Source organism: Rossellomorea aquimaris, from assembly GCF_008180865.1.
In the GTDB taxonomy this organism is placed as follows: domain Bacteria; phylum Bacillota; class Bacilli; order Bacillales; family Bacillaceae_B; genus Rossellomorea; species Rossellomorea yichunensis.
Genome location: NZ_VTEX01000004.1, coordinates 68775 through 92962, shown reverse-complemented (window position 1 = coordinate 92962; position 24188 = coordinate 68775). Strand labels below are relative to the sequence as shown.

General features: G+C 42.9%; 31 protein-coding genes. 23 read left to right on the top strand and 8 right to left on the bottom strand.

Features of this window, described 5'->3' with window-relative positions; genetic code table 11:
• Positions 1-5: 5 nt before the first annotated feature.
• The 3 genes from FZC88_RS15790 (at position 6) to FZC88_RS15780 (ending at position 2896) form a co-directional block, all read left to right on the top strand.
• Positions 6-791: a glucose-1-dehydrogenase gene (locus tag FZC88_RS15790; RefSeq protein ID WP_148995590.1), complete on the top strand. Its 786-nt coding sequence runs from the start codon at positions 6-8 to the stop codon at positions 789-791.
• A 491-nt stretch (positions 792-1282) separates the two neighbouring features.
• Positions 1283-2545: a Y-family DNA polymerase gene (locus tag FZC88_RS15785; protein ID WP_148995589.1), complete on the top strand. Its 1263-nt coding sequence runs from the start codon at positions 1283-1285 to the stop codon at positions 2543-2545.
• 18 nt (positions 2546-2563) lie between these two features.
• The gene (locus FZC88_RS15780) at positions 2564-2896 is read left to right on the top strand and encodes a YolD-like family protein (protein ID WP_148969531.1); all 333 of its coding nucleotides are present in this window, start codon (positions 2564-2566) and stop codon (positions 2894-2896) included.
• Between the two features lie 54 nt (positions 2897-2950).
• Here the strand turns inward: FZC88_RS15780 and FZC88_RS15775 are convergent, their stop codons facing one another.
• Positions 2951-3166 (bottom strand): CDGSH iron-sulfur domain-containing protein, encoded by a 216-nt coding sequence (locus FZC88_RS15775; RefSeq protein ID WP_113967576.1) that lies wholly within the window; start codon positions 3164-3166, stop codon positions 2951-2953.
• A gap of 133 nt (positions 3167-3299) precedes the next feature.
• On the opposite strand from FZC88_RS15775, the gene FZC88_RS15770 reads away from it, so the two are divergent.
• Positions 3300-3632, top strand: a complete 333-nt coding sequence (locus FZC88_RS15770; protein WP_148995588.1) for an iron-sulfur cluster biosynthesis family protein — start codon at positions 3300-3302, stop codon at positions 3630-3632.
• Positions 3633-3732: 100 nt separating this feature from the next.
• Here FZC88_RS15770 and FZC88_RS15765 read toward each other — a convergent pair whose 3' ends face one another.
• The 4 genes from FZC88_RS15765 to FZC88_RS15755 form a co-directional block, all read right to left on the bottom strand.
• The gene (locus FZC88_RS15765) at positions 3733-4638 is read right to left on the bottom strand and encodes an aminoglycoside phosphotransferase family protein (protein WP_148995587.1); all 906 of its coding nucleotides are present in this window, start codon (positions 4636-4638) and stop codon (positions 3733-3735) included.
• On the bottom strand, positions 4635-5561 hold the full coding sequence (locus tag FZC88_RS15760) for an alpha/beta hydrolase (protein WP_148995586.1): 927 nt from the start codon (positions 5559-5561) through the stop codon (positions 4635-4637). Before FZC88_RS15760 ends, FZC88_RS15765 begins: the two co-directional genes overlap by 4 nt.
• 128 nt (positions 5562-5689) lie before the next feature.
• Positions 5690-5821 (bottom strand): hypothetical protein, encoded by a 132-nt coding sequence (locus tag FZC88_RS24540; protein WP_258549516.1) that lies wholly within the window; start codon positions 5819-5821, stop codon positions 5690-5692.
• Positions 5822-5880: 59 nt separating this feature from the next.
• Entirely contained in the window at positions 5881-6783 is a 903-nt protein-coding gene (locus FZC88_RS15755) for a hydroxymethylglutaryl-CoA lyase (RefSeq protein WP_148969527.1), read from the bottom strand.
• Between the two features lie 173 nt (positions 6784-6956).
• Here FZC88_RS15755 and FZC88_RS15750 point away from each other — a divergent pair, with 173 nt between their 5' ends.
• The 5 genes from FZC88_RS15750 to FZC88_RS15730 all read left to right on the top strand — a co-directional run bounded on the left by FZC88_RS15750 (position 6957) and on the right by FZC88_RS15730 (position 10428).
• The gene (locus tag FZC88_RS15750; RefSeq protein ID WP_148995585.1) at positions 6957-8144 is read left to right on the top strand and encodes an acetyl-CoA C-acetyltransferase; all 1188 of its coding nucleotides are present in this window, start codon (positions 6957-6959) and stop codon (positions 8142-8144) included.
• 36 nt (positions 8145-8180) lie between these two features.
• The gene (locus FZC88_RS15745; protein ID WP_098353600.1) at positions 8181-8873 is read left to right on the top strand and encodes a CoA transferase subunit A; all 693 of its coding nucleotides are present in this window, start codon (positions 8181-8183) and stop codon (positions 8871-8873) included.
• Positions 8874-8891: 18 nt separating this feature from the next.
• Complete coding sequence (locus FZC88_RS15740; protein WP_148969525.1) at positions 8892-9554, top strand: CoA transferase subunit B; 663 nt, start codon at positions 8892-8894, stop codon at positions 9552-9554.
• A 116-nt stretch (positions 9555-9670) separates the two neighbouring features.
• Complete coding sequence (locus FZC88_RS15735) at positions 9671-9901, top strand: YqkE family protein (RefSeq protein ID WP_148969524.1); 231 nt, start codon at positions 9671-9673, stop codon at positions 9899-9901.
• Positions 9880-10428: a GrpB family protein gene (locus FZC88_RS15730; protein WP_262371886.1), complete on the top strand. Its 549-nt coding sequence runs from the start codon at positions 9880-9882 to the stop codon at positions 10426-10428. Before FZC88_RS15735 ends, FZC88_RS15730 begins: the two co-directional genes overlap by 22 nt.
• Before the next feature lie 29 nt (positions 10429-10457).
• Here the strand turns inward: FZC88_RS15730 and FZC88_RS15725 are convergent, their stop codons facing one another.
• Entirely contained in the window at positions 10458-11381 is a 924-nt protein-coding gene (locus FZC88_RS15725) for an aldo/keto reductase (RefSeq protein WP_148995584.1), read from the bottom strand.
• A gap of 79 nt (positions 11382-11460) precedes the next feature.
• Positions 11461-11586 carry a Z-ring formation inhibitor MciZ gene (mciZ, locus tag FZC88_RS15720; protein WP_113967592.1) on the bottom strand — a complete coding sequence of 42 codons (126 nt, stop codon included), beginning with the start codon at positions 11584-11586 and terminating at the stop codon, positions 11461-11463.
• 82 nt (positions 11587-11668) lie between these two features.
• On the opposite strand from mciZ, the gene FZC88_RS15715 reads away from it, so the two are divergent.
• Positions 11669-12217: an NUDIX hydrolase gene (locus FZC88_RS15715; RefSeq protein ID WP_148995583.1), complete on the top strand. Its 549-nt coding sequence runs from the start codon at positions 11669-11671 to the stop codon at positions 12215-12217.
• Between the two features lie 356 nt (positions 12218-12573).
• Here the strand turns inward: FZC88_RS15715 and FZC88_RS15710 are convergent, their stop codons facing one another.
• On the bottom strand, positions 12574-13152 hold the full coding sequence (locus FZC88_RS15710) for a GNAT family N-acetyltransferase (protein WP_148995582.1): 579 nt from the start codon (positions 13150-13152) through the stop codon (positions 12574-12576).
• A gap of 143 nt (positions 13153-13295) precedes the next feature.
• Here FZC88_RS15710 and spoIIM point away from each other — a divergent pair, with 143 nt between their 5' ends.
• From spoIIM to FZC88_RS15645, 13 genes are all read left to right on the top strand, one after another.
• A complete protein-coding gene (spoIIM, locus tag FZC88_RS15705) occupies positions 13296-13949 on the top strand; it encodes a stage II sporulation protein M (protein ID WP_113967595.1) in 654 nt (217 codons plus the stop codon).
• A 111-nt stretch (positions 13950-14060) separates the two neighbouring features.
• Positions 14061-14519, top strand: a complete 459-nt coding sequence (gene fur / locus FZC88_RS15700; RefSeq protein ID WP_113967597.1) for a ferric iron uptake transcriptional regulator — start codon at positions 14061-14063, stop codon at positions 14517-14519.
• A gap of 194 nt (positions 14520-14713) precedes the next feature.
• Positions 14714-14941, top strand: a complete 228-nt coding sequence (locus FZC88_RS15695) for a YqzK family protein (RefSeq protein ID WP_113967599.1) — start codon at positions 14714-14716, stop codon at positions 14939-14941.
• 6 nt (positions 14942-14947) lie between these two features.
• Positions 14948-15841, top strand: coding sequence for a site-specific tyrosine recombinase XerD (xerD, locus tag FZC88_RS15690; RefSeq protein WP_148969519.1), 894 nt, complete (start codon positions 14948-14950; stop codon positions 15839-15841).
• Between the two features lie 208 nt (positions 15842-16049).
• Positions 16050-17234 (top strand): phosphopentomutase, encoded by a 1185-nt coding sequence (gene deoB / locus FZC88_RS15685; protein WP_148995581.1) that lies wholly within the window; start codon positions 16050-16052, stop codon positions 17232-17234.
• Between the two features lie 100 nt (positions 17235-17334).
• On the top strand, positions 17335-18150 hold the full coding sequence (locus tag FZC88_RS15680; protein ID WP_148969517.1) for a purine-nucleoside phosphorylase: 816 nt from the start codon (positions 17335-17337) through the stop codon (positions 18148-18150).
• A 70-nt stretch (positions 18151-18220) separates the two neighbouring features.
• Positions 18221-19525, top strand: a complete 1305-nt coding sequence (locus tag FZC88_RS15675; RefSeq protein ID WP_148995859.1) for a pyrimidine-nucleoside phosphorylase — start codon at positions 18221-18223, stop codon at positions 19523-19525.
• 463 nt (positions 19526-19988) lie between these two features.
• Positions 19989-21155, top strand: coding sequence for a D-alanyl-D-alanine carboxypeptidase family protein (locus tag FZC88_RS15670; RefSeq protein ID WP_148995580.1), 1167 nt, complete (start codon positions 19989-19991; stop codon positions 21153-21155).
• 134 nt (positions 21156-21289) lie between these two features.
• Entirely contained in the window at positions 21290-21640 is a 351-nt protein-coding gene (spoIIAA, locus tag FZC88_RS15665) for an anti-sigma F factor antagonist (protein WP_113967610.1), read from the top strand.
• A gap of 1 nt (position 21641) precedes the next feature.
• Positions 21642-22085, top strand: a complete 444-nt coding sequence (gene spoIIAB / locus FZC88_RS15660; protein ID WP_148995579.1) for an anti-sigma F factor — start codon at positions 21642-21644, stop codon at positions 22083-22085.
• A gap of 12 nt (positions 22086-22097) precedes the next feature.
• Positions 22098-22862 carry an RNA polymerase sporulation sigma factor SigF gene (gene sigF / locus FZC88_RS15655; RefSeq protein ID WP_148995578.1) on the top strand — a complete coding sequence of 255 codons (765 nt, stop codon included), beginning with the start codon at positions 22098-22100 and terminating at the stop codon, positions 22860-22862.
• Positions 22863-23133: 271 nt separating this feature from the next.
• Positions 23134-23754 (top strand): stage V sporulation protein AA, encoded by a 621-nt coding sequence (locus FZC88_RS15650; RefSeq protein ID WP_148969514.1) that lies wholly within the window; start codon positions 23134-23136, stop codon positions 23752-23754.
• Positions 23744-24166: a stage V sporulation protein AB gene (locus FZC88_RS15645; protein ID WP_113967618.1), complete on the top strand. Its 423-nt coding sequence runs from the start codon at positions 23744-23746 to the stop codon at positions 24164-24166. Before FZC88_RS15650 ends, FZC88_RS15645 begins: the two co-directional genes overlap by 11 nt.
• Positions 24167-24188: the final 22 nt, after the last annotated feature.

The window sequence follows — 24188 nt, the reverse complement described above, 5'->3', positions numbered from 1 at the left end:
TGGATATGTATTCAGATCTAACAGGGAAGGTTGTCGTTATAACCGGAGCTGCTACTGGAATAGGAAAGGCGATTGCCAAAAGATTTGCCAGTGAAGGCTGTAAAGTGGTCATTAATTATTTTAAAGAAGAAGAAAATCCTGAAGAACTAGTAAGGGAAATCGAAGAAGCAGGGGGAACAGCCTCCATCATTCAAGGTGATGTGTCAAAAGAAGCAGATGTTCAGGGCTTTGTTAAATTGGCCCATGATACATATGGTCGCCTTGATATCTATGTGAACAACGCAGGAATCGAGAATGAGGTACCCTCTGAGAATCTTTCACTCGAAGATTGGCAGAGAGTCATCAACACAAATCTGACGGGGACCTTTCTCGGGTGCCGCGAAGCAGCGAAATACATGCTTGATAATAATATCAAAGGGTCGATCATCAACGTTTCTTCCGTTCATGAAATCATACCGTGGCCTCACTTTGCTCATTATGCGGCCAGTAAGGGTGGTGTGAAATTATTAATGGAGAGTCTTGCATTAGAATTCGCACCCGATGGAATCCGGGTAAACAATATTGCTCCCGGAGCCATTGATACTCCCATCAATGCCGAGAAATTTTCCGATCCCGAAAAGAAAAAAGGTGTGGAAAAGCTCATTCCAATGGGCTATATCGGGGAACCGGAGCAAATTGCTTCCTGTGCAGCCTTTTTGGCTTCAGAGCAGGCAAGTTATGTTACAGGAACCACCCTCATCGCTGATGGGGGCATGACGAAATATCCAGGATTCCAAGCCGGGAGAGGCTGATGTATGTATAGGAGTAGGCCAACATCATAATATGATGTTGGTCTTTTTATTGTGTTATGAGTTGAAGTATTCTTAATGCATTATAGTGATGATCCGCCTGACCAAGCCGCCTCCGCTTTTCTTGATGTCCAGCTCCAGGGGCTAGTCCCTCGAGGTCATAAGCTAAATTGACCAAAAAGGCAAAGAACGCCTTTCCGGTCAATTCATCTTATGCTTGTCGGGCCTGATCAAGCCGCCTCCGCTTTTCTTGATGTCCAGCTCCGGCGGCTAGGCCCTCGAGGTCATAAGTCAAATCCACAAAAAAGGCAAAGAGCGCCTTTTATGAGGATTCGTCTTATGCTTGTCGGACCTGATCAAGCCGCCTCCGCTTTTCTTGTTATTCTCTCTATTTCCATTAATTTTTGTTGAAAGGGAACGTATATTCGGTTAGAATCATAATTACACTATATAAGAACGTTTGTTCTATTTTAGGTAAAATGGAGGGCGAATATATGACTGTCGATTACAGTGTGCTGCCACACCATAAGATTCTGTGCATCGATATGAAGAGCTTTTATGCTAGCTGTTCGGCTGTCATGCTGGGTCTCGATCCTCTTGAATGCCATTTGGCCGTAGTAGGGGATAGGGACCGCCAAGGAAGTATTGTGTTAGCGGCATCACCCAGGCTGAAGAAGGACTTTGGGATCAAAACGGGCTCGCGGATGTTTGAAATCCCAAAGGACCCGCGCATCCGGCTTGTAGAGCCAAAAATGGCTACGTATGTCAGGATATCGACTGAATTGACGCGATTGTTCCATCGCTACGTACCGAAAGATGCCATTCATACGTATAGCGTGGACGAAAGTTTTATCAAGATTGATGGAGCGACGAATCTTTGGGGGGATGCCACGACCATTGCCCGCAAAATCAAGGATGATATGGAAAGGGAGTTTCAGCTGCCGTGCGCCATAGGGATCGGTCCCAATATGCTGTTATCTAAGCTTTGCCTGGATCTCGAAGCAAAAAAAGAGGGGGTCGCCGAATGGACCTATGAAGACGTTCCGGAAAAGCTGTGGCCGTTATCGCCTTTACGAAAAATGTGGGGGATTGGCGGACGCTTAGAAAAAACGCTCAATCGCATGGGCATTTTCTCTGTCGGGCAATTGGCGCAGTATGACCTTGAGAAGCTGGAGGCCAAGTTCGGCGTTATGGGAAATCAACTTTATTACCACGCATGGGGAGTTGATTTATCTGAAATAGGAGCACCGATCATGGATGGTCAAATCAGCTTTGGCAAGGGGCAGATCCTGTTGCGCGATTATAAGGAGAAAGAGGAAATCAAACGTGTCATTTTAGAAATGTGTGAAGAAGTCGCCAGGCGCGCCCGCACCCATCGCAAGGCGGGGAGAACAATAAGCTTTGGCGTCGGTTACAGTCACGAAGAATTTGGTGGAGGGTTTCACCGGTCGCGGACCATCGAGGAGCCGACCAATATCACCATGGATTTATATCGTGTATGTCTGGAGTTATTTGAAGAGAATTACAACGGGAAAACTGTACGGAAAATCAACATCGCTCTTTCAAATATTGTAGATGATGGGGCCTTGCAGATTTCTTTGTTCGAGCCGAATCGGTGGGAGAAGCGGGAGCTGGGGTATGTAGTGGACCGAATCCGAAATAAATATGGATCAGCAGCCCTTCTCCGGGCCGTATCCTATACAGAAGCAGGAACAGCAAGGCATCGTGCCCGCCTGGTGGGTGGACATAAATCGTAAATATAGGAGGTGAGAGGATTGATCCGCGATCGAGGAAGAATCAAGTGGACATCTATGATGCTGCCGGAGCACGTGAAATTACTCAGGGATTGGGCAAAGGAAGATACGCACGAGAAGAGGATCGAACTTGACGAGCAGGAACTGGACAGGATGAATGAAGTCGTCGCAGAGGCGATGGAGTTTGGTAAATCGGTGTCGATTACTCACTATGTAAAGCACCGTCATCAATTATCGATTGGAACCGTTCACCATGTCGACTCACTGGAAGGGAAGCTGCACGTCGTAGACAGGTTTGAAGACGTACACTATATTCCACTTGCAAGCATTGTGGACATTCGTTTTTTCGATTGACAGCCCAATGAAAAGAGAGACTTCACCCTGGTGAAGTCTCTCTTTTCATTCCATTTACTCTTCGTCCAATACTTTTTCTGCGCGCACACATGATTCGAATTTTCCTTTATGAGACGCGTCACAAAACGGCATGTTTGTAGACAAACCACAACGGCAAAGAGTAAACACTTGTTTCGTTGGAAATACATTTCCGTCAGCATCAATAAGTTCCACGTCCCCGCTTACACGAAAAGAACCATTATCGTTCACTTTAATTTGAGCTTTTGCCATGAAAAACCACCCTTTCTAGAAAATACAAAAGAATCCCCACTATCGATAGTAAAGTGAAAACAGTAAAAAAGCAATATTCTAAAGGAAACAAATAAAATGTGATAGGATAAGGGATAGAGGAGGTCGTCGTCGGATGAAAATTGAACTAACGAACGAAGCAACCAAAAAGATTCAAGATAAAGTCGGGGCCCAAAATGGTCACCTGAAATTGAAATATGATACAGAAGGCTGCGGCTGTGTTGTCAGCGGTATTCCTACTTTATGGTTTGTCCATCATCCCGTTGAAGGTGAAGATATAAAGATAGAAACGAACAGCTATCCGATTCTAGTGGAAAAATCAAAGAGGGTATTCCTAGACGAAGAGTTAAAAATTGATTTTTCTTCACAAAGCAACACGTTTCAGTTAAAGAGTCCCGGCCAGATCATAAATGGGAGAATGAACTTTTTGATGTTTCCGGGAGAATGAAAATAAAAGCCTCAGATCTGAGAGAGAACATCGAAGATCCGAGGCTTTTTATAATATTAAATAATTTATGATATTGCAGGGGTAAATCATTCTTTAGATACTAATCTAGTTCATTCATCAATTCCTCAAACAGGCGGGCCACTGAAACCCCTGTCTTCCATTCGTCCATCCCGTCCTCTACAGACCAGCACGCAGATAAAACCGAATGACAGAACCCGTAACGAATCAACCGTTCATAAGAGAGGGAGAGAAGAGAGGCCATTGTTTTGATTCTGTATCGAAGCAGCTCTATTGGAACATCCCATTTACTCCATTCATTTAATGTAAATTGGATGCAGTCATATTCTCTCTCACCGATAAGCCCCTTGGGATCAATGGCCGTCCAGCCGGAGGATTTAGAGAATAGAATATTGCCGTGGTGCAAATCACCGTGTAGAAGAAAAAGATTGTGAGCAGAACTAAGTAACTCGGGATAGAGCATCTCAGCTTTTGAGACGATTTCTTCAGGCAGGGGACCAGTGCCTCCGTTGAACTGTTCACGCAAGCGACCGACCCCTTTTGACCAGGATTGAACGGCAGGGTAGGAATGATGGCTGACAGGTTTATGCCATAAACGGTGAGCAACGTGGGCAAACACATGCAGGACCTCTTCTTCATCCTCAATGGAATGAAGGGATGAACCAGGTGACAGACGATCTAAAAGAATCCATCCCTCATCCTTATTGATATCAAGAACTTCCACCATGCCCCTTCCTTGAAAATCTTGAAGAGCATGAAACTCATTTGAGAAGTCGTTGTTAGGGTATCCGATCTTTAGAACTGCATCCCGTTCATGATCAATTCGGACAGGAACCACAAAATTGTAGCTTAATGAAAAGGGCTCGCCATAGGTTAAGCACAGCCTATCTTGCAAAGTCACCATAAGTTCTTCCACGTTTGAAATCCATCCTTCACCCGATTCGCCGTACATGGTTTGCATTTTTGACCTGAAATCAGTTGGAATCAAGAAACATCATCCCTTTCATTTAATACAAATTGATGAAGAAACCGTTGAATCAATTGTTCATATTCCTCAGGGTTGTCATTATACGATTGAGCATGAGTGCCACGGAAATCGAGAAACAGCTCTTTTGGTCCCTGTTTTTTTTCAAATAAATCCTTCGTCATTTGGGGCAGGATAAAGTCATCATTTGTGCTGTGGATAAATAACACGGGTTTCCTGATGTTTTGAACAACCGATATAGGTGATAAATCCTTTAATGTGTACCCTTGTCGCAGCTTTAGTGTGCCGCCGACGAGGGGAAGGAGAAATTTTGCCGGCATTTTCACTTCTACGCTCATACGATAGGCGAGCTGTTCGCCAAAATCGGAAAAAGGGCAATCGGCAATATAAAAATCGGCCCGGTCTTCCACGCTGCCGGCGTATAGAAGCAGGGTCGCAGCCCCCATGGATTCACCATGGATTCCAAAGAACACGTCGTCCCCTTCACGACGGATCAACTCATCCACAACAGCCTTTAAATCATATTTTTCAAAGTATCCGTAACTTGTCGTCTTCCCTCCGGACTCTCCGTGCCGGCGATGATCATAAATCACGGCATTGAATCCCTGTTTGATGAAAAGATTCATATACTTGATCGAGTTCCATTTGTTTTCTGTAACCCCGTGGGAAAAGATCATGAATTTTTTATGGGGGTGAGGCTTCACGAATATCGCTTTAATGTCATATCCGTATTGGGAACGGATCAGCACCTCTTCTTTAGGAAGTGAGTCATAATCCTCTTCTATCAGCCTGGTCGATCCTGTTTCACGAGACCGGATAAAGTCATCTCCCTTTTTCGGTAAGTACATAAAACGATTCGTAATATAAATCCCAAGCAGACCTATGGACGAAAGGGTACCGCCAAGGATGGCAAGTTTTTTTCTCATCTTCATCACCTCAAAGCAATATCATTCTTACTCATATTGTAGCAAAAGGAGGAAAAAAGAGGAATTTCGAACAAGGAAATACAAAGAAAAAGTGTCCCTAGAGAAGAGACACTTTCCTGAATGGGTATTTAAGATTTAGCATTTTGCCCTTTAGTAGGATGAATGGCTTTTTCAAGTTCTTCCTTAGCCATTGGATTAGAAACCGTATCTGAGTTAGGTTTGCCCTTTTGGCTGAAGCCTTTATCACGTTTTTGACTCATTGAACTCATCTCCTTCAAGTTTTATCTAGTTTAGAATGCTCGAAGGAGAAGGAAGGTATTCATGATTGATTCAATTCATACAGGCGGTAGTAACCACTTTCAATGGGGCGGCTGACATGGGGCTTCACCAGCTCGATGGCATGAGCCAGTTTCCCTAAATCTATTCCTGTGGAGACTCCCATTTCTTCTAACATATATACAACATCCTCAGTTGCTACATTCCCTGTTGCACCAGGGGCGAAAGGACAGCCTCCAAGTCCGCCTGCAGAGGTGTCAAAGCGGTCAACTCCCGCTTGAAGCGAAGCAAGGATATTAGCAAGTGCCATCTTACGGGTGTCATGGAAATGCGCTGTCAGTAATGTATCGGGCAATTCCTGTTTCAGTAACGCAAAGAGATGATATGCTTCAGATGGGTTAGCCCTTCCTATCGTATCGGCGACGCTCAATTCATCCACGCCCAATGAAACAAATTCCTGACAAAGAGAAAGAGTATCCTCTGGTAAGACCTTCCCTTCATATGGACAGTAGAAAGCGGTGGAGATACAGGCTCTCACGAAGTAACCCCGCTCTTTTAATTCTGAAATTAGAGGGGATAAGCCTTCAAGAGCTTCATCTGTCGTTTTATTAATGTTTTTCTGATTAAACGTATTGCTTACCCCTACAAATACGGCCACTGATCGACAGCCCGTTTCATATACCCGCTCGATTCCCCGTTTATTGGGAGCGAGAACGATATCTCTTGAATCAATCGTCATGCAGGAGTCGACAATATCACTCGCATCCTTCATCTGGGGAACCCATTTGGGAGATACAAACGAAGTCAGCTCCATTTCCCTGATTCCTGATTGTTTCAGCCGAAGGATAAACTCTTTCTTTACATCAGTCGGAACAAAGTTCTTCTCGTTTTGTAATCCGTCTCTCGGACCTACTTCAATAATCGTTGCTTTTTTAGGTAAATTCATAATTTCCCTCCCTCTTTCATTTTAAGAAAATTTCGACATATAAATCAATATAAAAATTTTTTGACAAATTTAGAGGAATTTAACCGCTTACATAGAATGAGTTAAAGTGGAACTGTTTTTAAAGGTTAGTCATAGGCAAACCAATCAGTCAGAAGAGAAAGGGATGAAGAAAGATGTCGAATGAAGTCGTCATTGTGAGCGCAGTGCGCACAGCCATCGGAAGCTTTAACGGATCTTTAAAAGGCATTTCAGCTCCGGAACTTGGAGCGATTGTCATTAAAGATGCCCTAGAAAAGGCTGGTTTAAATGCAAGTGATGTAGATGAAGTGATCATGGGGAATGTATTGCAGGCAGGATTAGGTCAAAATCCGGCCCGCCAAGCATCCATCAAAGCGGAACTGCCTGAGCATGTACCTGCCATGACGATAAATAAAGTGTGTGGATCAGGATTAAAAACGGTTCATCTCGCAACGCAGGCCATCCTTGCCGGAGATGCGGATATCATCGTTGCAGGTGGAATGGAAAATATGAGTCAGGCTCCATATTTACTAAAAGGAGCAAGAGAAGGATACAAAATGGGAGACCAGAAAGTAGTCGACAGCATGATTTCCGACGGCTTATGGTGTGCCTTTAATGATTATCATATGGGAGTAACGGCAGAGAACCTTTGCGACCGCTATTCCCTTACACGTGAAGAGCAGGACGAATTTGCGGCCTGGAGCCAGCAAAAGGCAGCTGCTGCGATTGAATCAGGCCGATTTGAAGATGAAATCGTTCCGGTACATATTCCTCAGCGAAAAGGAGACCCAGTTGTATTCAAGCAGGATGAATTCCCTCGTAAAGGGTCGACTGCCGAGAAGTTATCAGGTCTTCGGGCTGCATTCAAAAAAGATGGCAGTGTAACAGCAGGAAACGCATCCGGTATCAATGATGGAGCCGCTGCGGTTGTCGTCATGTCGAAGAAGAAAGCAGACGAACTGGGCATCACCCCTCTAGTGACGATTAAAGGTAACGCCAATGCCGGTGTTGATCCAAGCGTTATGGGGATCGGCCCTGTTGCTGCCGTTAAAAAAGTATTGGAAAAAACAAAGCTGACGATTGAAGATATGGAATTAATTGAAGCAAATGAAGCGTTTGCCGCTCAATCATTAGCGGTGGATAAAGAACTTCAATTCAAAAAGGATGCCTTAAACGTAAACGGAGGAGCCATTGCATTAGGTCACCCGATCGGAGCCAGTGGAACGCGGATTCTGGTGACGCTGATTCATGAGATGAAGAAAAGAGGCGTACAAAACGGACTGGCTACCCTTTGTATCGGTGGTGGACAGGGAGTAGCAACAGTCGTTGAACTTCATAAATAAGCAATAGAAAAAATCCAGATTCAAGGAGGGAATACAATGAAAGAAGTATACACTTCATATGACGAAGCGGTGGCAGACATCCACGATGGAGCCACTTTAATGGTTGGCGGATTCGGTCTGTGCGGTATCCCTGAAAAACTCATTCTTGCCCTTGTAGAAAAAGGTGTGAAAAACCTGACCGTCATTTCAAATAATTGTGGTGTAGACGACTGGGGCTTAGGTTTATTATTGAAAAATAAACAGATTGATAAAATGATAGGCTCCTATGTCGGGGAAAACAAAGAATTTGAAAGACAGGTCTTATCTGGTGAACTGGAAGTGGAATTGGTTCCTCAAGGTACGCTTGCAGAGAAAATCCGCGCAGGTGGCGCAGGGATTCCTGCATTCTACACACCGGCAGGAGTCGGGACACCGGTAGCCGAAGGAAAAGAAACCCGCACATTTAATGGAAAAGAATATTTGCTGGAAGAAGCCTATACGGCAGACTTCTCACTTGTACGGGCGTGGAAGGCCGATAAGATGGGGAATCTGATCTACAACAAAACGGCTCAAAACTTTAACCCGATGATCGCGGCAGCTGGAAAAGTGACGATTGCCGAAGTAGAAGAGCTTGTTGAAATCGGGGAAATCAATCCGAATGAAGTGCATACCCCAAGCATCTACGTGCAGCGACTGATTCAGGCGGATCAGGAAAAACGCATTGAAAGAAGAACAGTGAAGCAAGCATAGAAGGGAGAGTGGAACGGGATGGATCGTGCCAAAATGCGTGAAAGAATAGCAAGAAGGGCGGAAAAGGAAATAGAAGATGGTTTCTATGTCAACTTAGGAATCGGGATGCCTACACTGGTAGCCAACTATATAACAGAAAACAAACAGGTTGTCCTTCAATCTGAAAATGGATTACTCGGAATCGGACCATATCCGGCAGAAGAAGAAGTCGATGCAGACCTCATCAACGCCGGGAAAGAAACCGTTACGGCGATTCCAGGCTCCTCTTACTTTGATAGCTCGGAATCATTCGGGATGATCCGCGGAGGCCACATCAATATTGCCATCCTCGGTGGAATGGAAGTAGCCGAAAATGGTGATCTTGCCAACTGGATGATACCTGGAAAGATGATCAAAGGTATGGGTGGAGCGATGGATCTCGTCCACGGAGCCCAGCGCATCATCGTCATCATGGAGCACGTGAATAAAGCCGGTGAGAGCAAAATCCTGAAGGAATGCACCTTGCCTCTGACAGGGAAAGGTGTCGTGCACCGGATCATCACCGATCGAGCCGTGATGGATGTAACTGCAGAAGGCTTGCTTCTTCGTGAAGTTGCGAACGGCTTCTCTGTGGAGGATATCCAATCATCAACGGATGCGACGTTGATTGTAGGAGAAGATGTGAAATTGGAAGCCTATTGATGGAGAGAGTCGGTTATAAGGGGCATGTCCCCCTTTTGACCGGCTTTTTTTTAGCCTGACTTTTGACTAAAACCAAAAAAAGATTTATAACTATGACAGATAGGGGGAACCAGCACATGTCTAAGAAAAAGAAACAGGAAGCAGAACTGACGTTAAAGAATTCGATCAACCAGGATCTATTCGAACAATTAAAGCAGAAGAAGAAAGAGCTTGAAAAAGTAGAGTCTGTGAAGAAGGAAGAAGAGCGTCTTAAAAAAATAGAAGAGAAAAAGCAGCGGGAAAAGAATAAGAGTTTTGAAGAGCTGTTGAATGAAAGCAGCATGGATTGGAAGAGTTACAAGGATTGATGAGGGATGTGAAAGTAGTACCACATCAATCGGAATGGAAAGAAAAATTCGAAACAGAAAAGCGATCACTGGAAAAGATTCTCCCGGATGCAACCATCCATCATATCGGCTCGACGTCGGTGCCTGGGTTGGCCGCTAAACCGATTATCGATATTCTAATAGAAGTCCCTGACCTTGAGGGCGTTGATGACCGGACAGAAGAATTCAGTCAACTGGATTTTGTGGGGAAAGGGGAGAATGGTATCCCAAACCGTCGCTACTTCTATAAGGGAGAAGGAAATGAGAGAGCCGTACATCTTCACGTTTTCCCTTATGGAATCGATCATGTGATCAGGCACTTAGCATTTCGTGATTATTTAAAGGAATACAGTGCGGAAGCAAATCGATATGGTGAACTGAAATCAAGACTTGCAAAGAAATTCCCACATGATATGGAAGGCTACATTCAAGGGAAAGACCAATTTGTGAAGGTCTTGGAGAAAAAGGCGGTAAATTGGTATGAAAAAAATAAGCGGGAAGGGAATTAAGAACCCTGCCCCGCTTATTTTTTTGTTACTCAATCCCTATGTTGCTCATACCGTGATAATTTAGTTAAGTGTTTAAGCATATTCAGCGCCTCAGTAGATAAAGGGCTCGCATTGACCGCATCAATATTCTCCTGAAGCTGCTGAACAGAACTGGCTCCCGGAACAACGGCTGCAACCGATTGGTGGGAAAGAATATATTGGAGGGCAAGCTCATTCATGTTGCGTTGGTCTCCCATTTTACTATGAATGGACTCGATTGTTTCTTGAAGCTCTTGATAAGAATAGTCCAGATACCCACTCTCTTTCATTTTCGCAGAAGCTTTGGAGAGCATTTTCTCAGAAAGAAGTCCTTTTGCCAATGGCCCCCGGGCCACGATACTCACCTTATTCTCATCCAATAGGTCCATCCATTCTTCCGGGCGGCGATCCAGTAAGCTGTACTGCATCATCACGCTCTCTAAGGAAGAACTCTTCAGGAATCGCTTAATGACATTCGGGCGGATGGACGAGATTCCATAATGGCGGATCAAACCTTCACTCTTTAATTCTTCAAATGCCTCGATCGTTTCTTCAAAATGATCTTCAATCGTCCCGCCATGAAGCTGATAAAGATCGATATAGTCCACTTTCAGGCGGGCTAAGCTATCCTTGACGGCAGACTTGATATAGGATTTGGAAGGATCCCAGCGCCAGCCATCTTCCACGTCATCCCAGCGATTTCCTACCTTTGTGGCAAGAATGATGTCATCTCGGACCTCACGGATGGCGTTACCCACAATTTCTTCATTTTGACCAAAATCATATAAATCAGCGGTATCAAGATAATTGATCCCATTCTCTAAAGCATGTTGCACAATTTCCTTGGCAGCTTTCTCTTCGGTTCCAAGCGACATACAACCGAGTCCCATCTTTGATACAAATAAATCGGAACTTCCTATTGGTCTTTTTTCCATTGTATCCGTCCTTTCGACATTAGCACTCTCTATTATCTTAACGAAAGTCGGGGCGATTAAACAAAAGATACGGTTGGTTTCAACGATTGGCTTCGATCCATTCCTTCACCGTGGAATAGGTTTGATTATATTGCTTCAGCTTCTCCCTGATTTCCCATGCTTTACCTACCAGGATGATCCGGTCTTTTTCAGCAATCACCTTCAAGGGGTTTCACCTCGATCCTCGAATAGGATATGGTAAAATGTATGAGGACAAGGTCAATGACAGAACAAGGAGAGTTGAGCGGATGAAAAAATTTGAAGAAAAGACGATTAAAACAGAAACCATCTATCAAGGGAAAATCATTGATCTTCAGGTGGATGAAGTAGAGCTTCCCAATGGAAAGACTTCCAAGAGGGAACTGATTAAGCATCCTGGGGCTGTTGCTGTTATTGCGTTAACACCAGAGGGGAAACTTGTCATGGTAGAGCAATATCGCAAAGCGTTGGAGAAATCCATCATCGAAATTCCTGCAGGGAAGCTAGAGCCCGGGGAAGAACCCGGTAAAACAGCCCTTCGTGAATTGGAAGAAGAAACGGGCTACGGATGTGGGAACCTGGAGCATTTGATTTCGTTTTACACGTCTCCCGGATTTGCCGATGAGCTGGTTCACTTGTATATCGCTCACGACCTTTATCCCATTCAGGAATCGAAAGAAACGGATGAAGATGAATTTGTAGAGTTGATTGAAGTAACAGTCGAGGAAGCGGAGCAGCTTATAAAGGAACAGCGGATTTACGATGCAAAAACGGCTTATGCCGTTCAATATCTGCAACTGCAGAAGCTTACAAAATAAGAGTAGAATTTGAAAGAAAGCTGGACTCCTTAGGAAAAGGAGTCCAGCTTTCTTGTTCTTGATAAATGATGGTGAATTACGCATATAATGAAGAATTGACGCAATAAATAAATGAAACGACGCAATAACCTCTGTTTTTGACGCAATAAACGCCAGAATGACGAAATCGGGGCTTCACTTTCCTGTATTCGAAGCGCCCATCCCCTGTCTCCCTCAATGAAGTCATTTTTTAGCTGAAAAACTCAAAAGGTAAATGGCTTTTAACTCTAAATGGACTGAAAATGAAAGATTAAATATCCAGTAGATTAATGTTTATGAATTCACAATCTTTGTAACCCAATCATTTCCCACGAATATCAAATGACTGAGTCCCCTGGAATCAGAGAATAAACACACGTATTACGTGCATCTTTCCCGTTTTCATCAAGATGATCATGACGAAGGATGCCTTCAAGCTTAAATCCCAGTTTTTCAGGTACTCTTTTGGAACCTGCATTTCTCTCATCACAGCGAATTTCCACCCGCTGGCAGGAGAGGTCATTTAAGGCGAAATGTGTCAACGCGTTTACCGCTTCAACGATATACCCTTTTTTCGTGTGCTTCGTATGAAGCCAATATCCGATCTCCACTTTTGGCACATTCCAATCGATGCGGTGCAGCCCTGTAGATCCAATAAATTCATCTGTTCCTTTCAGGTAAATATGTAGTCGAATGTCGGTCTTTTTAATAAACGCTGCATAGGACTCCCGGACTCCCGCCTCCACTTCATCCAGGGATTGTTCTTTACGGGCGAAGGGAAGCCAGGGTATTAATTCATTTCTTGATTCAGAGATGGCAATAAAGACTTCAGATCCGTCACCGGGCAGGCAAGGTCTAATATAAAGGCGTGGAGTTTCAATCTTATCGGGAAACTCGATTAAACTTGGATTGTTCATATTATTTTCCTCCACTTCCACCATAAGGTTTCTATGATTATACGGTTATCCCCACGGAAGTTCAATAGAATAGAAGAGACAAGAATAAACCTGTCCCTGCCTACATATAGATTAGTAATCGTATATCTAGGAGGAGCACTGTGATGCGCAAAAAAATATCAAATTCAAATCCACTCGTTCAACATGTACAAGCACATTCCTCGATCTATTTATTTATCATTACGCTATTTTTAATGGGGATCATTTTTGGGGCCATCGTGGTCAATTCATTGTCTTTTGCCCAAAAGGAAGACCTGTATTTCTATTTAAGTAAATTCTTCAGCGAAATGGAAGATGGCAGTATGACGTCAGCAGAAGAGCTGTTCCGTCAGAGCTTCCTTCATAACGTAAAGTATCTAGGATTGATGTGGTTACTGGGAATCTCGATTATTGGACTCCCCCTCATCTTCGTTCTATTATTTATGAAGGGTGTAGTGGTTGGGTTTTCAGTAGGTTTCCTTGTGAATCAAATGGGATGGAGCGGGTTTTTATTATCCTTTGTCAGCGTCTTACCGCAAAATATCATCATTATTCCGGCGTTTATTTTCATCGGAGCGATCAGCGCCAGTTTCTCCCTTACACTTATTCGGAAGATATTCATGAGGCAGACTTCATCCATGCAGTTTCAAATGATTCCGTTCTTATCCAGATACGTGATTTTCTTGGTGGTGGCTATAGGGATCGTCACGATTGCAGCCAGTATAGAAGCGTATCTTTCTCCTAACTTAATGGAAGCGGTTATTTCAAAAATAAAATAAAACGATTCTTATATAAGAATCGTTTTATTTGTTTAATTATAATAATTTTATTTTGCTTATTCCTCCCTTTTTGATATAATAGTAAGGACATTGACGAGGGAGGAGAGGACTATGGAAAGCCGTATTGAAAGAATCAAAAAGCAACTTCATTCTGCCAGCTACAAGCTTACGCCCCAGCGCGAAGCAACGGTACGCGTTTTATTGGAACATGAAGAAGATCACCTCAGCGCCGAAGATGTATACCTCCTCGTTAAGGAAAAATCTCCGGAAATTGGACTGGCAACCGTATATCGTACGTTGGAATTGCTATCTGAACTGAAAATTGTGGATAAAATCAATTTTGGCGATGGTGTATCGCGTTATGATCTCAGACAAGAAGGGGCAGCCCACTTTCATCATCATTTAGTATGTATTGAATGTGGAGCGGTTGATGAAATACAAGAAGATCTCTTAGAAGACGTGGAAGCGATTGTTGAACGAGATTGGAAATTTAAAATAAAAGATCACCGCCTTACCTTTCATGGTATTTGTTCCAGATGCCAGGATAAAGAAGAGGACCCAGAAGAATAATATGATGCCGAAAAGCCTTAAAGATTCCTGTCGTTGTTTCTCATTTGAAACATCCCATACATACTCTTTAAGGCTTTTTTATATACACGGACAGAAATTTTCACCGTTTTAACTCCATAAGGTATAAAACAGATTAAAAACGTCATAGCTTGTATTAATAGACGTTAGTACCGATGAATATGGAGGACGACAGGATGATAAAAGGAATTCAAATGGTATGGCAAACCATTAAGGTTTTTATTTTGTTTACTGGATCAACGATTTTGTTTTACTATGGTATTATGTGGATCAGTGAAGAATACGAAGGGTATCACAGATATGATGAACCCGAGGGAGCAGCAGTCAAGGTGTATTCTTCTGTGACGGATGAAGAAAGCCATTGGTATGATCGGCTATTATTTTTTTATATGAACGGGGAGTAATGCAGTGTGGAAGACCATATTCAAGATTTCATGCACTTTTTAATAGTAGAAAAAGGACTGGCCAAAAACACGATAGAGTCGTACCAGCGTGACTTAAAGAATTATGCACTATACTTAGCGAAGGTGGAAGAAATATCGGAACTGAACGCCGTTTCGAGAATGAACATAGTCCAATTTCTCGGCCACTTAAAGAGTCAGGGGAAATCTTCAAAGACAGTTGCACGTCATGTTGCATCTATCCGTTCCTTCCATCAATTTTTGCTAAGAGAAAAAGCGACGGAACAAGATCCGACTGTGCATATCGAAACACCAAAAACAGAGCGGACGCTTCCGAAGATCTTAAGCATAGCTGAAGTGGAAGCTTTACTCGAAGCCCCTGAGGAATCTACACCACTTGGGATGAGAGATAAAGCGATGCTTGAAATCCTTTATGCGACTGGTATCAGGGTAAGTGAACTCATTCAACTAAAACTGGATGATGTCCACTTGACCATGGGATTTGTCCGATGTATAGGAAAAGGGAATAAAGAACGGATTATCCCCATCGGACAAACGGCAATGAATGTTCTTGAGAAATACTTAGAAGATGCCCGGTTGAAATTAAGAAGTAAGAAGCACCGGGATGATCACTTGTTTTTGAATCATCATGGTAAAGGCCTGACAAGACAAGGTTTCTGGAAGAACTTAAAAGCTCTTGCAAAAAAAGCTAATATCGAAAAGGATCTGACTCCTCATACACTCAGGCACTCATTCGCAACCCATTTATTGGAGAATGGGGCAGATCTCCGGGCAGTACAGGAAATGCTCGGTCATGCAGACATTTCCACCACCCAAATTTATACACATGTAACGAAAACACGCTTAAAGGATGTATATTCACAATTTCATCCGCGGGCTTAAAAGATGAAGAGAGATCCCTTAAAGAAAATAGTATTCTTTAAGGGATCTCTCTTGTTTTTTTAGAAAGGAAAAAGTAGAATGTAGATGTCAGACTTCTGACGTTAAATCCTGTCGATTGCTATAATGCAGTTAAGGGTAAGATACGATTAAAGATTAAAAATGTAACCGCTTTTTTTAATAAGAAGCTACATATAGGAGGTTTATTTGAATGAGTAACTATACATACAAAAGAGTTCACCTGGTCGTCATGGACTCAGTGGGCATCGGTGAGGCGCCTGATGCCGACCTATTCAATGATGTAGGATCGGATACGATTGGTCACATTGCTGAACATATGAATGGACTGAATATGCCCAATATGGGAAAACTTGGACTTTCGAATATTAAAGAAGTGAAGGGAATTGAAAAAGCTGACAAGCCGTTAGCATACTTCACGAAAATGCAGGAAGCGTCTGTTGGGAAAGACACGATGACTGGTCATTGGGAAATAATGGGCCTTAATATTGATAAACCGTTCAAAACGTATCCAGACGGTTTCCCTGAAAAATTAATTCAAAAACTTGAAGCTGAGACAGGCAGAAAGATCATTGGAAATAAGCCTGCAAGCGGAACTGAGATTATTGAAGAGTTAGGAAAAGAACATATGGAAACAGGAGCTCTTATTGTTTATACTTCTGCAGATCCTGTCCTTCAAATTGCAGCTCATGAAGGCATCATTCCAATTGAAGAGCAGTACAAAATTTGTGAAATCGCCCGTGAAATCACGAAAGAAGAGGAATACCTCGTAGGTCGTGTGATTGCTCGTCCATTCGTTGGCGAACCAGGCGGGTTCAAACGTACATCCAATCGTCATGACTATGCGTTAAAACCTTTTAACCGTACCGTAATGAATGAACTGAAGGATTCGGGGTTTGACGTGGTCGCCATTGGTAAAATTTCAGATATTTTTAATGGCGAGGGAGTGACTGAATCGATCCGTACGAAGCATAATATGCACGGGATGGACGGACTCATTCAATCATTCGATCAAGACTTTACAGGCTTGAGCTTCCTGAATCTTGTCGATTTCGATGCTTTATTCGGACATCGTCGCGATCCAGAAGGCTATGGAAAGGCGTTAGAAGAATTTGATGCACGGCTGCCTGAAGTGTTCGAGAAAATGACGGAAGATGATCTTCTTATCATTACAGCCGATCACGGGAACGATCCGACCGCTCCAGGAACAGACCATACAAGAGAATATGTTCCACTTCTCGTTTATTCAAAACGCTTTGACGGAGGGAAAGAGCTGCCTATCTCTGAAACATTCGCAGATATCGGCGCTACCGTGGCAGACAACTTTAATGTGACCATGCCGAAGTTTGGTCGCAGTTTCTTATCACAATTGAAATAGGTGTTTCTGGAAAAAATTGAAAGGGAGAGGGATGAAGGTGCAGTTACATCAGCCCATTTCCTCCTCTTTACGTTGAATGATAAAAAAAGGAGTAATGAATATGAATTACGAAAACATCCAAAATGCAGCAAACCATCTAAAAAATCAATACACAGGCCAACCGAAGATCGGACTCATCCTTGGTTCAGGGTTGGGTGTGTTAGCTGATGAAATCCAAAATTCAGTGAAAATACCTTATAAAGAAATCCCTGATTTTCCTGTTTCGACAGTGGCAGGACACGCAGGGCAGCTTGTGTTCGGTCAATTGGCGGGTCAGGAAGTCGTGGCCATGCAAGGGCGCTTTCATTATTACGAGGGGTACGGATTCGATAAAGTCACATTTCCCGTCCGTGTTATGAAAGAACTAGGCGTCGAAGTCTTAATCGTCACAAATGCAGCCGGTGGAGTGAATGAAAGCTTTCAGGCTGGTGACTTGATGCTGATCACGGATCATATTAATAATATGGGTGGCAATCCACTAATTGGGGCAAACGATTCCCGCTTAGGACCTAGATTCCCGGATATGTCAGAAGCATATTGTAAAGAACTGCGTCAAAAAGCGAAAGAAATCGCAGGGAAGCTTTCAATTGAAGTGCAAGAAGGTGTATATGTGGGGAATACAGGTCCTACATACGAAACTCCAGCTGAAGTTCGTCTTGCCCGTACCCTTGGAGGAGACGCAGTGGGAATGTCGACTGTGCCAGAAGTAATCGTAGCCCGACACGGGGGAATGAAAGTGCTTGGAATCTCATGCATCTCAAATATGGCGGCAGGTATCCTTGACCAACCCCTATCCCATGATGAAGTGATTGAAACAACCGAAATGGTTCGTGCAAACTTCCTGGCATATGTAAAAGAGATCGTCAAATCAATCTAAGAGTCGTACGATTCAATTTGAAAACTAAAGGGACTTCCCTTTGACAATACTAGAAGAGCGGGTGAATACAATGAGAATGGTTGACTTAATAGAGAAGAAGCGTGAAGGTAAAGAACTCTCTACAGAAGAAATAAAATTTATCGTTGAAGGATATACAGATGGAAGCATCCCTGATTATCAGGTAAGTGCCCTGACAATGGCCATCTTCTTCAAAGACATGAGCGATAGAGAAAGAGCGGACCTGACGATGGCAATGGTCGAATCAGGAGATCAAATCGATCTGTCTGCAATTGAAGGAATTAAAGTAGACAAGCACTCTACAGGCGGTGTTGGAGATACAACGACCCTTGTTCTTGGACCACTGGTGGCTTCTGTTGGAGTACCTGTAGCGAAGATGAGTGGACGAGGACTTGGACACACTGGAGGAACCATCGATAAGCTTGAATCCGTCGAAGGTTTCCATGTGGAAATTGAAAACGATGAATTCATCCGATTGGTGAACAAGAATAAGTTAGCCGTTATCGGACAAAGTGGTAATTTAACACCGGCTGATAAAAAGCTTTATTCCTTACGTGATGTGACGGCAACGGTCAATAGCATTCCTCTGATCGCAAGTTCCATCATGAGTAAAAAAATAGCTGCTGGTGCGGATGCTATCGTACTTGACGTGAAAACGGGTGCCGGAGCTTTCATGAAAACACTGGACGATTCAAAAGACCTTGCCAAAGCAATGGTGAACATCGGAAACAACGTCGGCAGAAAAACAATGGCGGTCATTTCGGATATGAGTCAGCCACTGGGCTTCGCGATCGGAAACGCACTTGAAGTGAAAGAAGCCATCGATACATTAAAAGGTGAAGGTCCAGAAGACTTAACGGAATTATGCTTAACGCTAGGAAGTCATATGGTGTATCTCGCTGAAAAAGCTTCGACATTGGAAGAAGCGAGAGAACTATTACAAAAAGCGATTGAAGATGGATCGGCTCTTGAGAACTTTAAAGTATTCCTGGAATCACAAGGTGGAGATCCATCCGTTGTAGATGATCCATCAAAACTTCCACAGGCGCAATATAAGGTTGAGCTTGAAGCGAAAGAAGATGGCTATGTATCAGAAATCGTGGCCGATGCAGTAGGAACGGCTGCCATGTGGTTAGGAGCAGGCCGTGCAACAAAAGATTCTGTTATCGATTTAGCAGTTGGTCTTGAGTTGCGCAAGAAGATCGGTGATTCTGTCAAAACGGGAGATTCTCTTGTAACGATCTATAGCAATGATGAGAATATCGAAAATGTAAAAGAAAAATTATACGAAAGCATTAAAGTAACACCTGAACATGTGAAAGCACCTACGTTGATTCATACTGAAATCACGGGTTGATTTAAAATTTTGATCGTGGCCTTTGCCAAGAGGATAATTTCTCTTTGGCAGGGGCCTTTTTTATATTTTTGTCTGGAAATGCGAATACCTTATTATGGGAAAATAAGCAATTCCAGATGTGGAAGACGCAATTAACGTTCAAATTGACGCAATTCCCCCAAAACAGACGCAATAAATTGAATTTTGGCGCAATTAAACCGTTCAATAGCGCTCTCTCACACTCAAAAGAGCTCATTTCACCCGACAAAATGCTGCATCTCAGTGATCTTGTTGAGAAACACATCATTTCATCCCCTATTTGAAGAATCCCCCTTTAAATTTAGCCGTCTTTCAACCCACTTATAACCTATCATCCATGAACCAACCTCACTTTTTTACCAATGTTTGTATAAAAATGGTGCAGTTGGAAAAAATGGGTCTATGAGTATTGATTTAAAACGAGATTTGATTGGAGGACAGTTGGATGAAACGTTTTGCGTATATAGTGATTACATTTGTTTTAGCAGCTTTTTTGTTTCCTTCAATGGGGTTTGCCCAGGAGAAGAAATCGGAATTAGCTGAAGTAGCGAAATCAGCTGTTTTGATTGAGCGGGATACTGGAACGGTATTATATGAGAAGAATAGCCATGAAAAGCTGGCACCAGCATCCATGACTAAGATTATGACAATGCTGTTGATCATGGAAGCCCTTGAAAAAGGTCAAATAAAGTGGGAAGACAGTGTTCGAGCGAGTGAATATGCCGCATCGATGGGGGGATCACAAATCTTCCTGGAGCCCGGTGAAAGCATGACGGTTGAAGAAATGCTCAAGGGTATTGCGATTGGTTCGGCCAATGATGCATCAGTGGCCATGGCAGAACATATATCAGGAAGTGAAGAAGCATTTGTTGAGAAAATGAACAAAAAGGTAGAAGAGCTTGGGTTAAATAACACTCGATTCAAAAATCCGACAGGCTTACCGTCCAAAGATCATTATAGTTCGGCACATGACATGTCCATGATGGCCAAGGAACTTCTAAAATATGAAGGAATCACCAATTTCACAGGCAGCTATGAATCGTACTTACGTGAAGATACGGAAAAAAAATTCTGGTTGGTAAATACAAACAAATTGGTTCGTTTCTATGACGGTGTGGATGGATTGAAAACCGGATTCACAAATGAAGCGAAATACTGCTTAACGGCAACGGCGAAGAAAGATAATATGAGAGTCATTGCTGTCGTGTTCGGAGCACCGACTCCTAAAGAACGAAACAACGAGGTAAGTAAAATGCTGGATTATGCCTTCAATCAGTATTCCACCAAACCTCTCTTTAAAAAGGGAGACTCCCTGGCACAGGTGAAAGTATCGAAAGGGAAACAAAACAAAGTGGATGCAGTGACGGAAGAGCCCATCTCCCTGTTAACTCAAAAGGGTGAAAAACAGGATAAAATAGAACAGAAGATAACACTCTCTGAAAACCTGAAGGCTCCTATCAAAAAAGGAGATAAAGTCGGGACCATTGTCATCATGAACAAAGGAGAAAAAGTATTGGAAAGCACTCTCGTCGCTAAGAAAAATGTAAATGACGCAAGCTGGTGGGAGCTGTACAAAAAATCCTTTGGACTTTTCACGAAGGTTGGAAAGTAAAACTGTCTTAATGATTTTTGATAAAAATAACCTCTAATTATGACGAATTCCTTCTAGTTTTGTCATGGAGAAGGAATTTACTAAAAGAATAGCGAAATGACTCACTATACGACAGAGAAGGAGGCTTTCTGATAGTGAGTCTTGCTATTAACTTAGAAGTCAAAAAAGATGTTTTGTGTATTCGTTTAAGTGGTGAGCTGGATCATCATACTGCTGATGAGCTTAGGGAAAAAGCTTCGAATCTGATTGAAAGTGAGAATGTGAAGCATATCATTTTGAATTTAGAGGAACTGAGCTTTATGGATAGTTCAGGATTAGGTGTGATTTTGGGTCGATACAAGCAGATTAAACAAAAGCATGGAGAAATGGTTGTGTGTGCGATCTCCCCTTCTGTAAACCGATTATTTGAAATGTCCGGATTGTTTAAGATTATCCGTCTTGAGCCGTCTGAAGAAAACGCATTACAAAGATTGGGGGTCGCCTGACATGAGAAATGAAATGAACATTCAATTCAGTTCTTTAAGCCAAAATGAGTCCTTTGCCAGAGTTACCGTTGCTTCATTTATTGCACAGCTGGACCCAACGATGGATGAGTTGACTGAAATCAAGACAGTCATATCTGAAGCCGTTACAAATGCCATCATTCACGGATATGACAACAGACCGAATGGTATCGTCTATATTTCTGTCATTATGGAAGAAGATGGGTACATCGATATGACCATCCGCGATGAAGGAGTCGGAATTGGTGATGTAGAGGAAGCCCGTCAACCATTGTTCACGTCCAAGCCTGAGCTTGAGCGTTCTGGCATGGGCTTTACCATCATGGAGAATTTCATGGATGAAATAGAAGTGTCATCACACCCAGGTACAGGCACCACGGTAAGACTAAAGAAGCACTTGACCAATAGTAAAGCGCTATGCAATTAAGGAGTCGTGCCCATGGATGTCGAAGTTAAGAAAGAAAAGGAACAGTCCTTTCTGAAGGATCATGAGGTGAAAGAGCTCATAAAGCAGAGCCAGGACGGTGACCAAAGTGCCCGGGACTTGATCGTCCAGAAGAACATGCGGCTGGTATGGTCCGTCGTCCAGCGCTTCCTCAATCGGGGATATGAGCCTGATGACCTCTTTCAGATAGGCAGTATCGGGTTGCTGAAATCAGTCGATAAGTTTGATTTAAGCTACGACGTCAAGTTTTCCACATATGCAGTTCCGATGATCATTGGTGAAATCCAGCGGTTCATCCGGGATGACGGAACAGTAAAAGTAAGTCGTTCCCTGAAAGAGATGGGAAACAAGATTCGTAAAGCCAAGGATGAACTTTCCAAGAAATTTGGGCGGGTTCCGACGGTGAGTGAGCTTGCCGAGCATCTGGAGTATTCGGTTGAAGAGGTGATCATGGCACAGGAAGCAAGTCGTGCCCCTTCTTCCATTCATGAAACCGTTTATGAAAATGATGGAGATCCCATTACCCTTTTGGATCAGATTGCAGATAATAGCGATAATAAATGGTTTGACAAAATTGCCTTAAAAGAAGCCATTAGGGAACTGGATGATCGGGAACGGCTGATTGTGTATTTAAGGTATTACAAAGACCAAACCCAATCGGAAGTAGCAGATCGACTGGGTATATCCCAGGTCCAGGTATCGAGATTGGAAAAGAAGATATTACAAACAATGAAAGATCATATGCATACAGAATCTTAGGCAAAATAACCTTGTTGTTTCAACGAATCATGTTGAAACGACAAGGTTATTTTTATTTATGGAATTTATACAACAGTCGATTCTGGAATGCCCCACAGTTCCCTTTGAAATTGTTGCCATTTCCTATGCTCCGAACCTTCAGAATCTACACTATTGTTCACTTCCTCCTCCATGAATCTCAAAAGACCACATCCAGCCATTACATAAATTATTTCCGTTAATCCATACTATTGGTACGAAGGGAAAATCATGTTTTCAGGAAGTGAACTGCATGGAAGGTATTTTGTATATACGCTTACGTCATCGAGTGCAGGTAAGGGAAGAGAGTACGGTCAAGCTTGGACAGCTTGCTCAAATCATAGCACCTGAAAATATTCTGGAAGAATTAAGGGAAATCCCGATTCATCAAGTGACAGCATCTGATAAGAATATCATTGTGGTCGATGTGATGAGGGTGATAAGAGAAATATGCAAGAACTTCTCGGATCTTGATATCCAAACGATTGGACCCACACAAAGTATTATTGAAGTGATCTATGAGAAAAAGAAAGTCTCTCTTCCGCTCTTCATTGGCGTTTGGTTACTATTATTCATCGGTGCAGCCCTGGCAATTATGAATTTTCATGAAGATGTAAGTATGAGGGAAGTTCATCAAAGGCTGTATCATTTTGTAACTGGGGATGAGGATCCCCATCCATTACTGTTTCAAGTTCCCTATTCATTCGGTTTAGGCCTTGGGATGATTTTATTTTTCAACCATGTGTTCCGAAAGAGACTTAATGAAGAGCCTAGTCCACTAGAAGTTGAAATGTTTAATTACCAGCAGGATTTAGATCAGTATGTCATCATGCATGAAAATAAAGAAAGTCAGAAAAAATTAGATGACCATTAACGTATTGATTACAGTATTTATTGGTTTTGCTGGTGGACTGGCAGTCGGTTCCGGGTTCGTAGCTTTTCTAACCGTATTAGGAATCATCCCAAGGTTAACTCAGTTAACAAAAACAATGAAAATGATACACCACTATGAATTGGCTGTCATTACAGGTGCACTGGCAGGAGGGTTTGTCAGCTTAAATAATTATACGCTGCACTTTTCCCCATTCGTTCTTATGCCCATCGGATTAGCGAGCGGAGTGTTCATCGGGCTGTTGGCGGCTGCATTAACAGAAGTATTGAATGTGTTCCCGATCCTTGCAAAGCGGATTGGGATTGAAGGTCAAATCGTCATTCTCATTATGGCGATTGTATTTGGGAAAATTGTCGGCTCACTTTTTCATTGGCTCTACTTGGTTCATCAATAAACAGCAAGAGGCAGGGGTTCAT

Excerpts from the sequence above, each read along its gene's own strand:
- FZC88_RS15650 (WP_148969514.1), top strand. The coding sequence starts at position 23,134 with ATGGAAGGTATTTTGTATATACGCTTACGTCATCGAGTGCAGGTAAGG.
- FZC88_RS15645 (WP_113967618.1), top strand. The coding sequence starts at position 23,744 with ATGACCATTAACGTATTGATTACAGTATTTATTGGTTTTGCTGGTGGA.
- FZC88_RS15710 (WP_148995582.1), bottom strand. The coding sequence starts at position 13,152 with ATGAACAATCCAAGTTTAATCGAGTTTCCCGATAAGATTGAAACTCCA.
- FZC88_RS15670 (WP_148995580.1), top strand. The coding sequence starts at position 19,989 with ATGAAACGTTTTGCGTATATAGTGATTACATTTGTTTTAGCAGCTTTT.
- FZC88_RS15715 (WP_148995583.1), top strand. The coding sequence starts at position 11,669 with ATGAAAAAATTTGAAGAAAAGACGATTAAAACAGAAACCATCTATCAA.
- FZC88_RS15770 (WP_148995588.1), top strand. The coding sequence starts at position 3,300 with ATGAAAATTGAACTAACGAACGAAGCAACCAAAAAGATTCAAGATAAA.
- FZC88_RS15675 (WP_148995859.1), top strand. The coding sequence starts at position 18,221 with ATGAGAATGGTTGACTTAATAGAGAAGAAGCGTGAAGGTAAAGAACTC.
- FZC88_RS15755 (WP_148969527.1), bottom strand. The coding sequence starts at position 6,783 with ATGAATTTACCTAAAAAAGCAACGATTATTGAAGTAGGTCCGAGAGAC.
- sigF (WP_148995578.1), top strand. The coding sequence starts at position 22,098 with ATGGATGTCGAAGTTAAGAAAGAAAAGGAACAGTCCTTTCTGAAGGAT.
- FZC88_RS15775 (WP_113967576.1), bottom strand. The coding sequence starts at position 3,166 with ATGGCAAAAGCTCAAATTAAAGTGAACGATAATGGTTCTTTTCGTGTA.
- FZC88_RS15785 (WP_148995589.1), top strand. The coding sequence starts at position 1,283 with ATGACTGTCGATTACAGTGTGCTGCCACACCATAAGATTCTGTGCATC.
- FZC88_RS15760 (WP_148995586.1), bottom strand. The coding sequence starts at position 5,561 with ATGAGAAAAAAACTTGCCATCCTTGGCGGTACCCTTTCGTCCATAGGT.
- FZC88_RS15740 (WP_148969525.1), top strand. The coding sequence starts at position 8,892 with ATGGATCGTGCCAAAATGCGTGAAAGAATAGCAAGAAGGGCGGAAAAG.
- FZC88_RS15750 (WP_148995585.1), top strand. The coding sequence starts at position 6,957 with ATGTCGAATGAAGTCGTCATTGTGAGCGCAGTGCGCACAGCCATCGGA.
- FZC88_RS15790 (WP_148995590.1), top strand. The coding sequence starts at position 6 with ATGTATTCAGATCTAACAGGGAAGGTTGTCGTTATAACCGGAGCTGCT.
- FZC88_RS24540 (WP_258549516.1), bottom strand. The coding sequence starts at position 5,821 with ATGAGTCAAAAACGTGATAAAGGCTTCAGCCAAAAGGGCAAACCTAAC.
- FZC88_RS15735 (WP_148969524.1), top strand. The coding sequence starts at position 9,671 with ATGTCTAAGAAAAAGAAACAGGAAGCAGAACTGACGTTAAAGAATTCG.
- fur (WP_113967597.1), top strand. The coding sequence starts at position 14,061 with ATGGAAAGCCGTATTGAAAGAATCAAAAAGCAACTTCATTCTGCCAGC.
- FZC88_RS15725 (WP_148995584.1), bottom strand. The coding sequence starts at position 11,381 with ATGGAAAAAAGACCAATAGGAAGTTCCGATTTATTTGTATCAAAGATG.
- FZC88_RS15745 (WP_098353600.1), top strand. The coding sequence starts at position 8,181 with ATGAAAGAAGTATACACTTCATATGACGAAGCGGTGGCAGACATCCAC.
- deoB (WP_148995581.1), top strand. The coding sequence starts at position 16,050 with ATGAGTAACTATACATACAAAAGAGTTCACCTGGTCGTCATGGACTCA.
- FZC88_RS15680 (WP_148969517.1), top strand. The coding sequence starts at position 17,335 with ATGAATTACGAAAACATCCAAAATGCAGCAAACCATCTAAAAAATCAA.
- spoIIM (WP_113967595.1), top strand. The coding sequence starts at position 13,296 with ATGCGCAAAAAAATATCAAATTCAAATCCACTCGTTCAACATGTACAA.
- spoIIAB (WP_148995579.1), top strand. The coding sequence starts at position 21,642 with ATGAGAAATGAAATGAACATTCAATTCAGTTCTTTAAGCCAAAATGAG.
- FZC88_RS15695 (WP_113967599.1), top strand. The coding sequence starts at position 14,714 with ATGATAAAAGGAATTCAAATGGTATGGCAAACCATTAAGGTTTTTATT.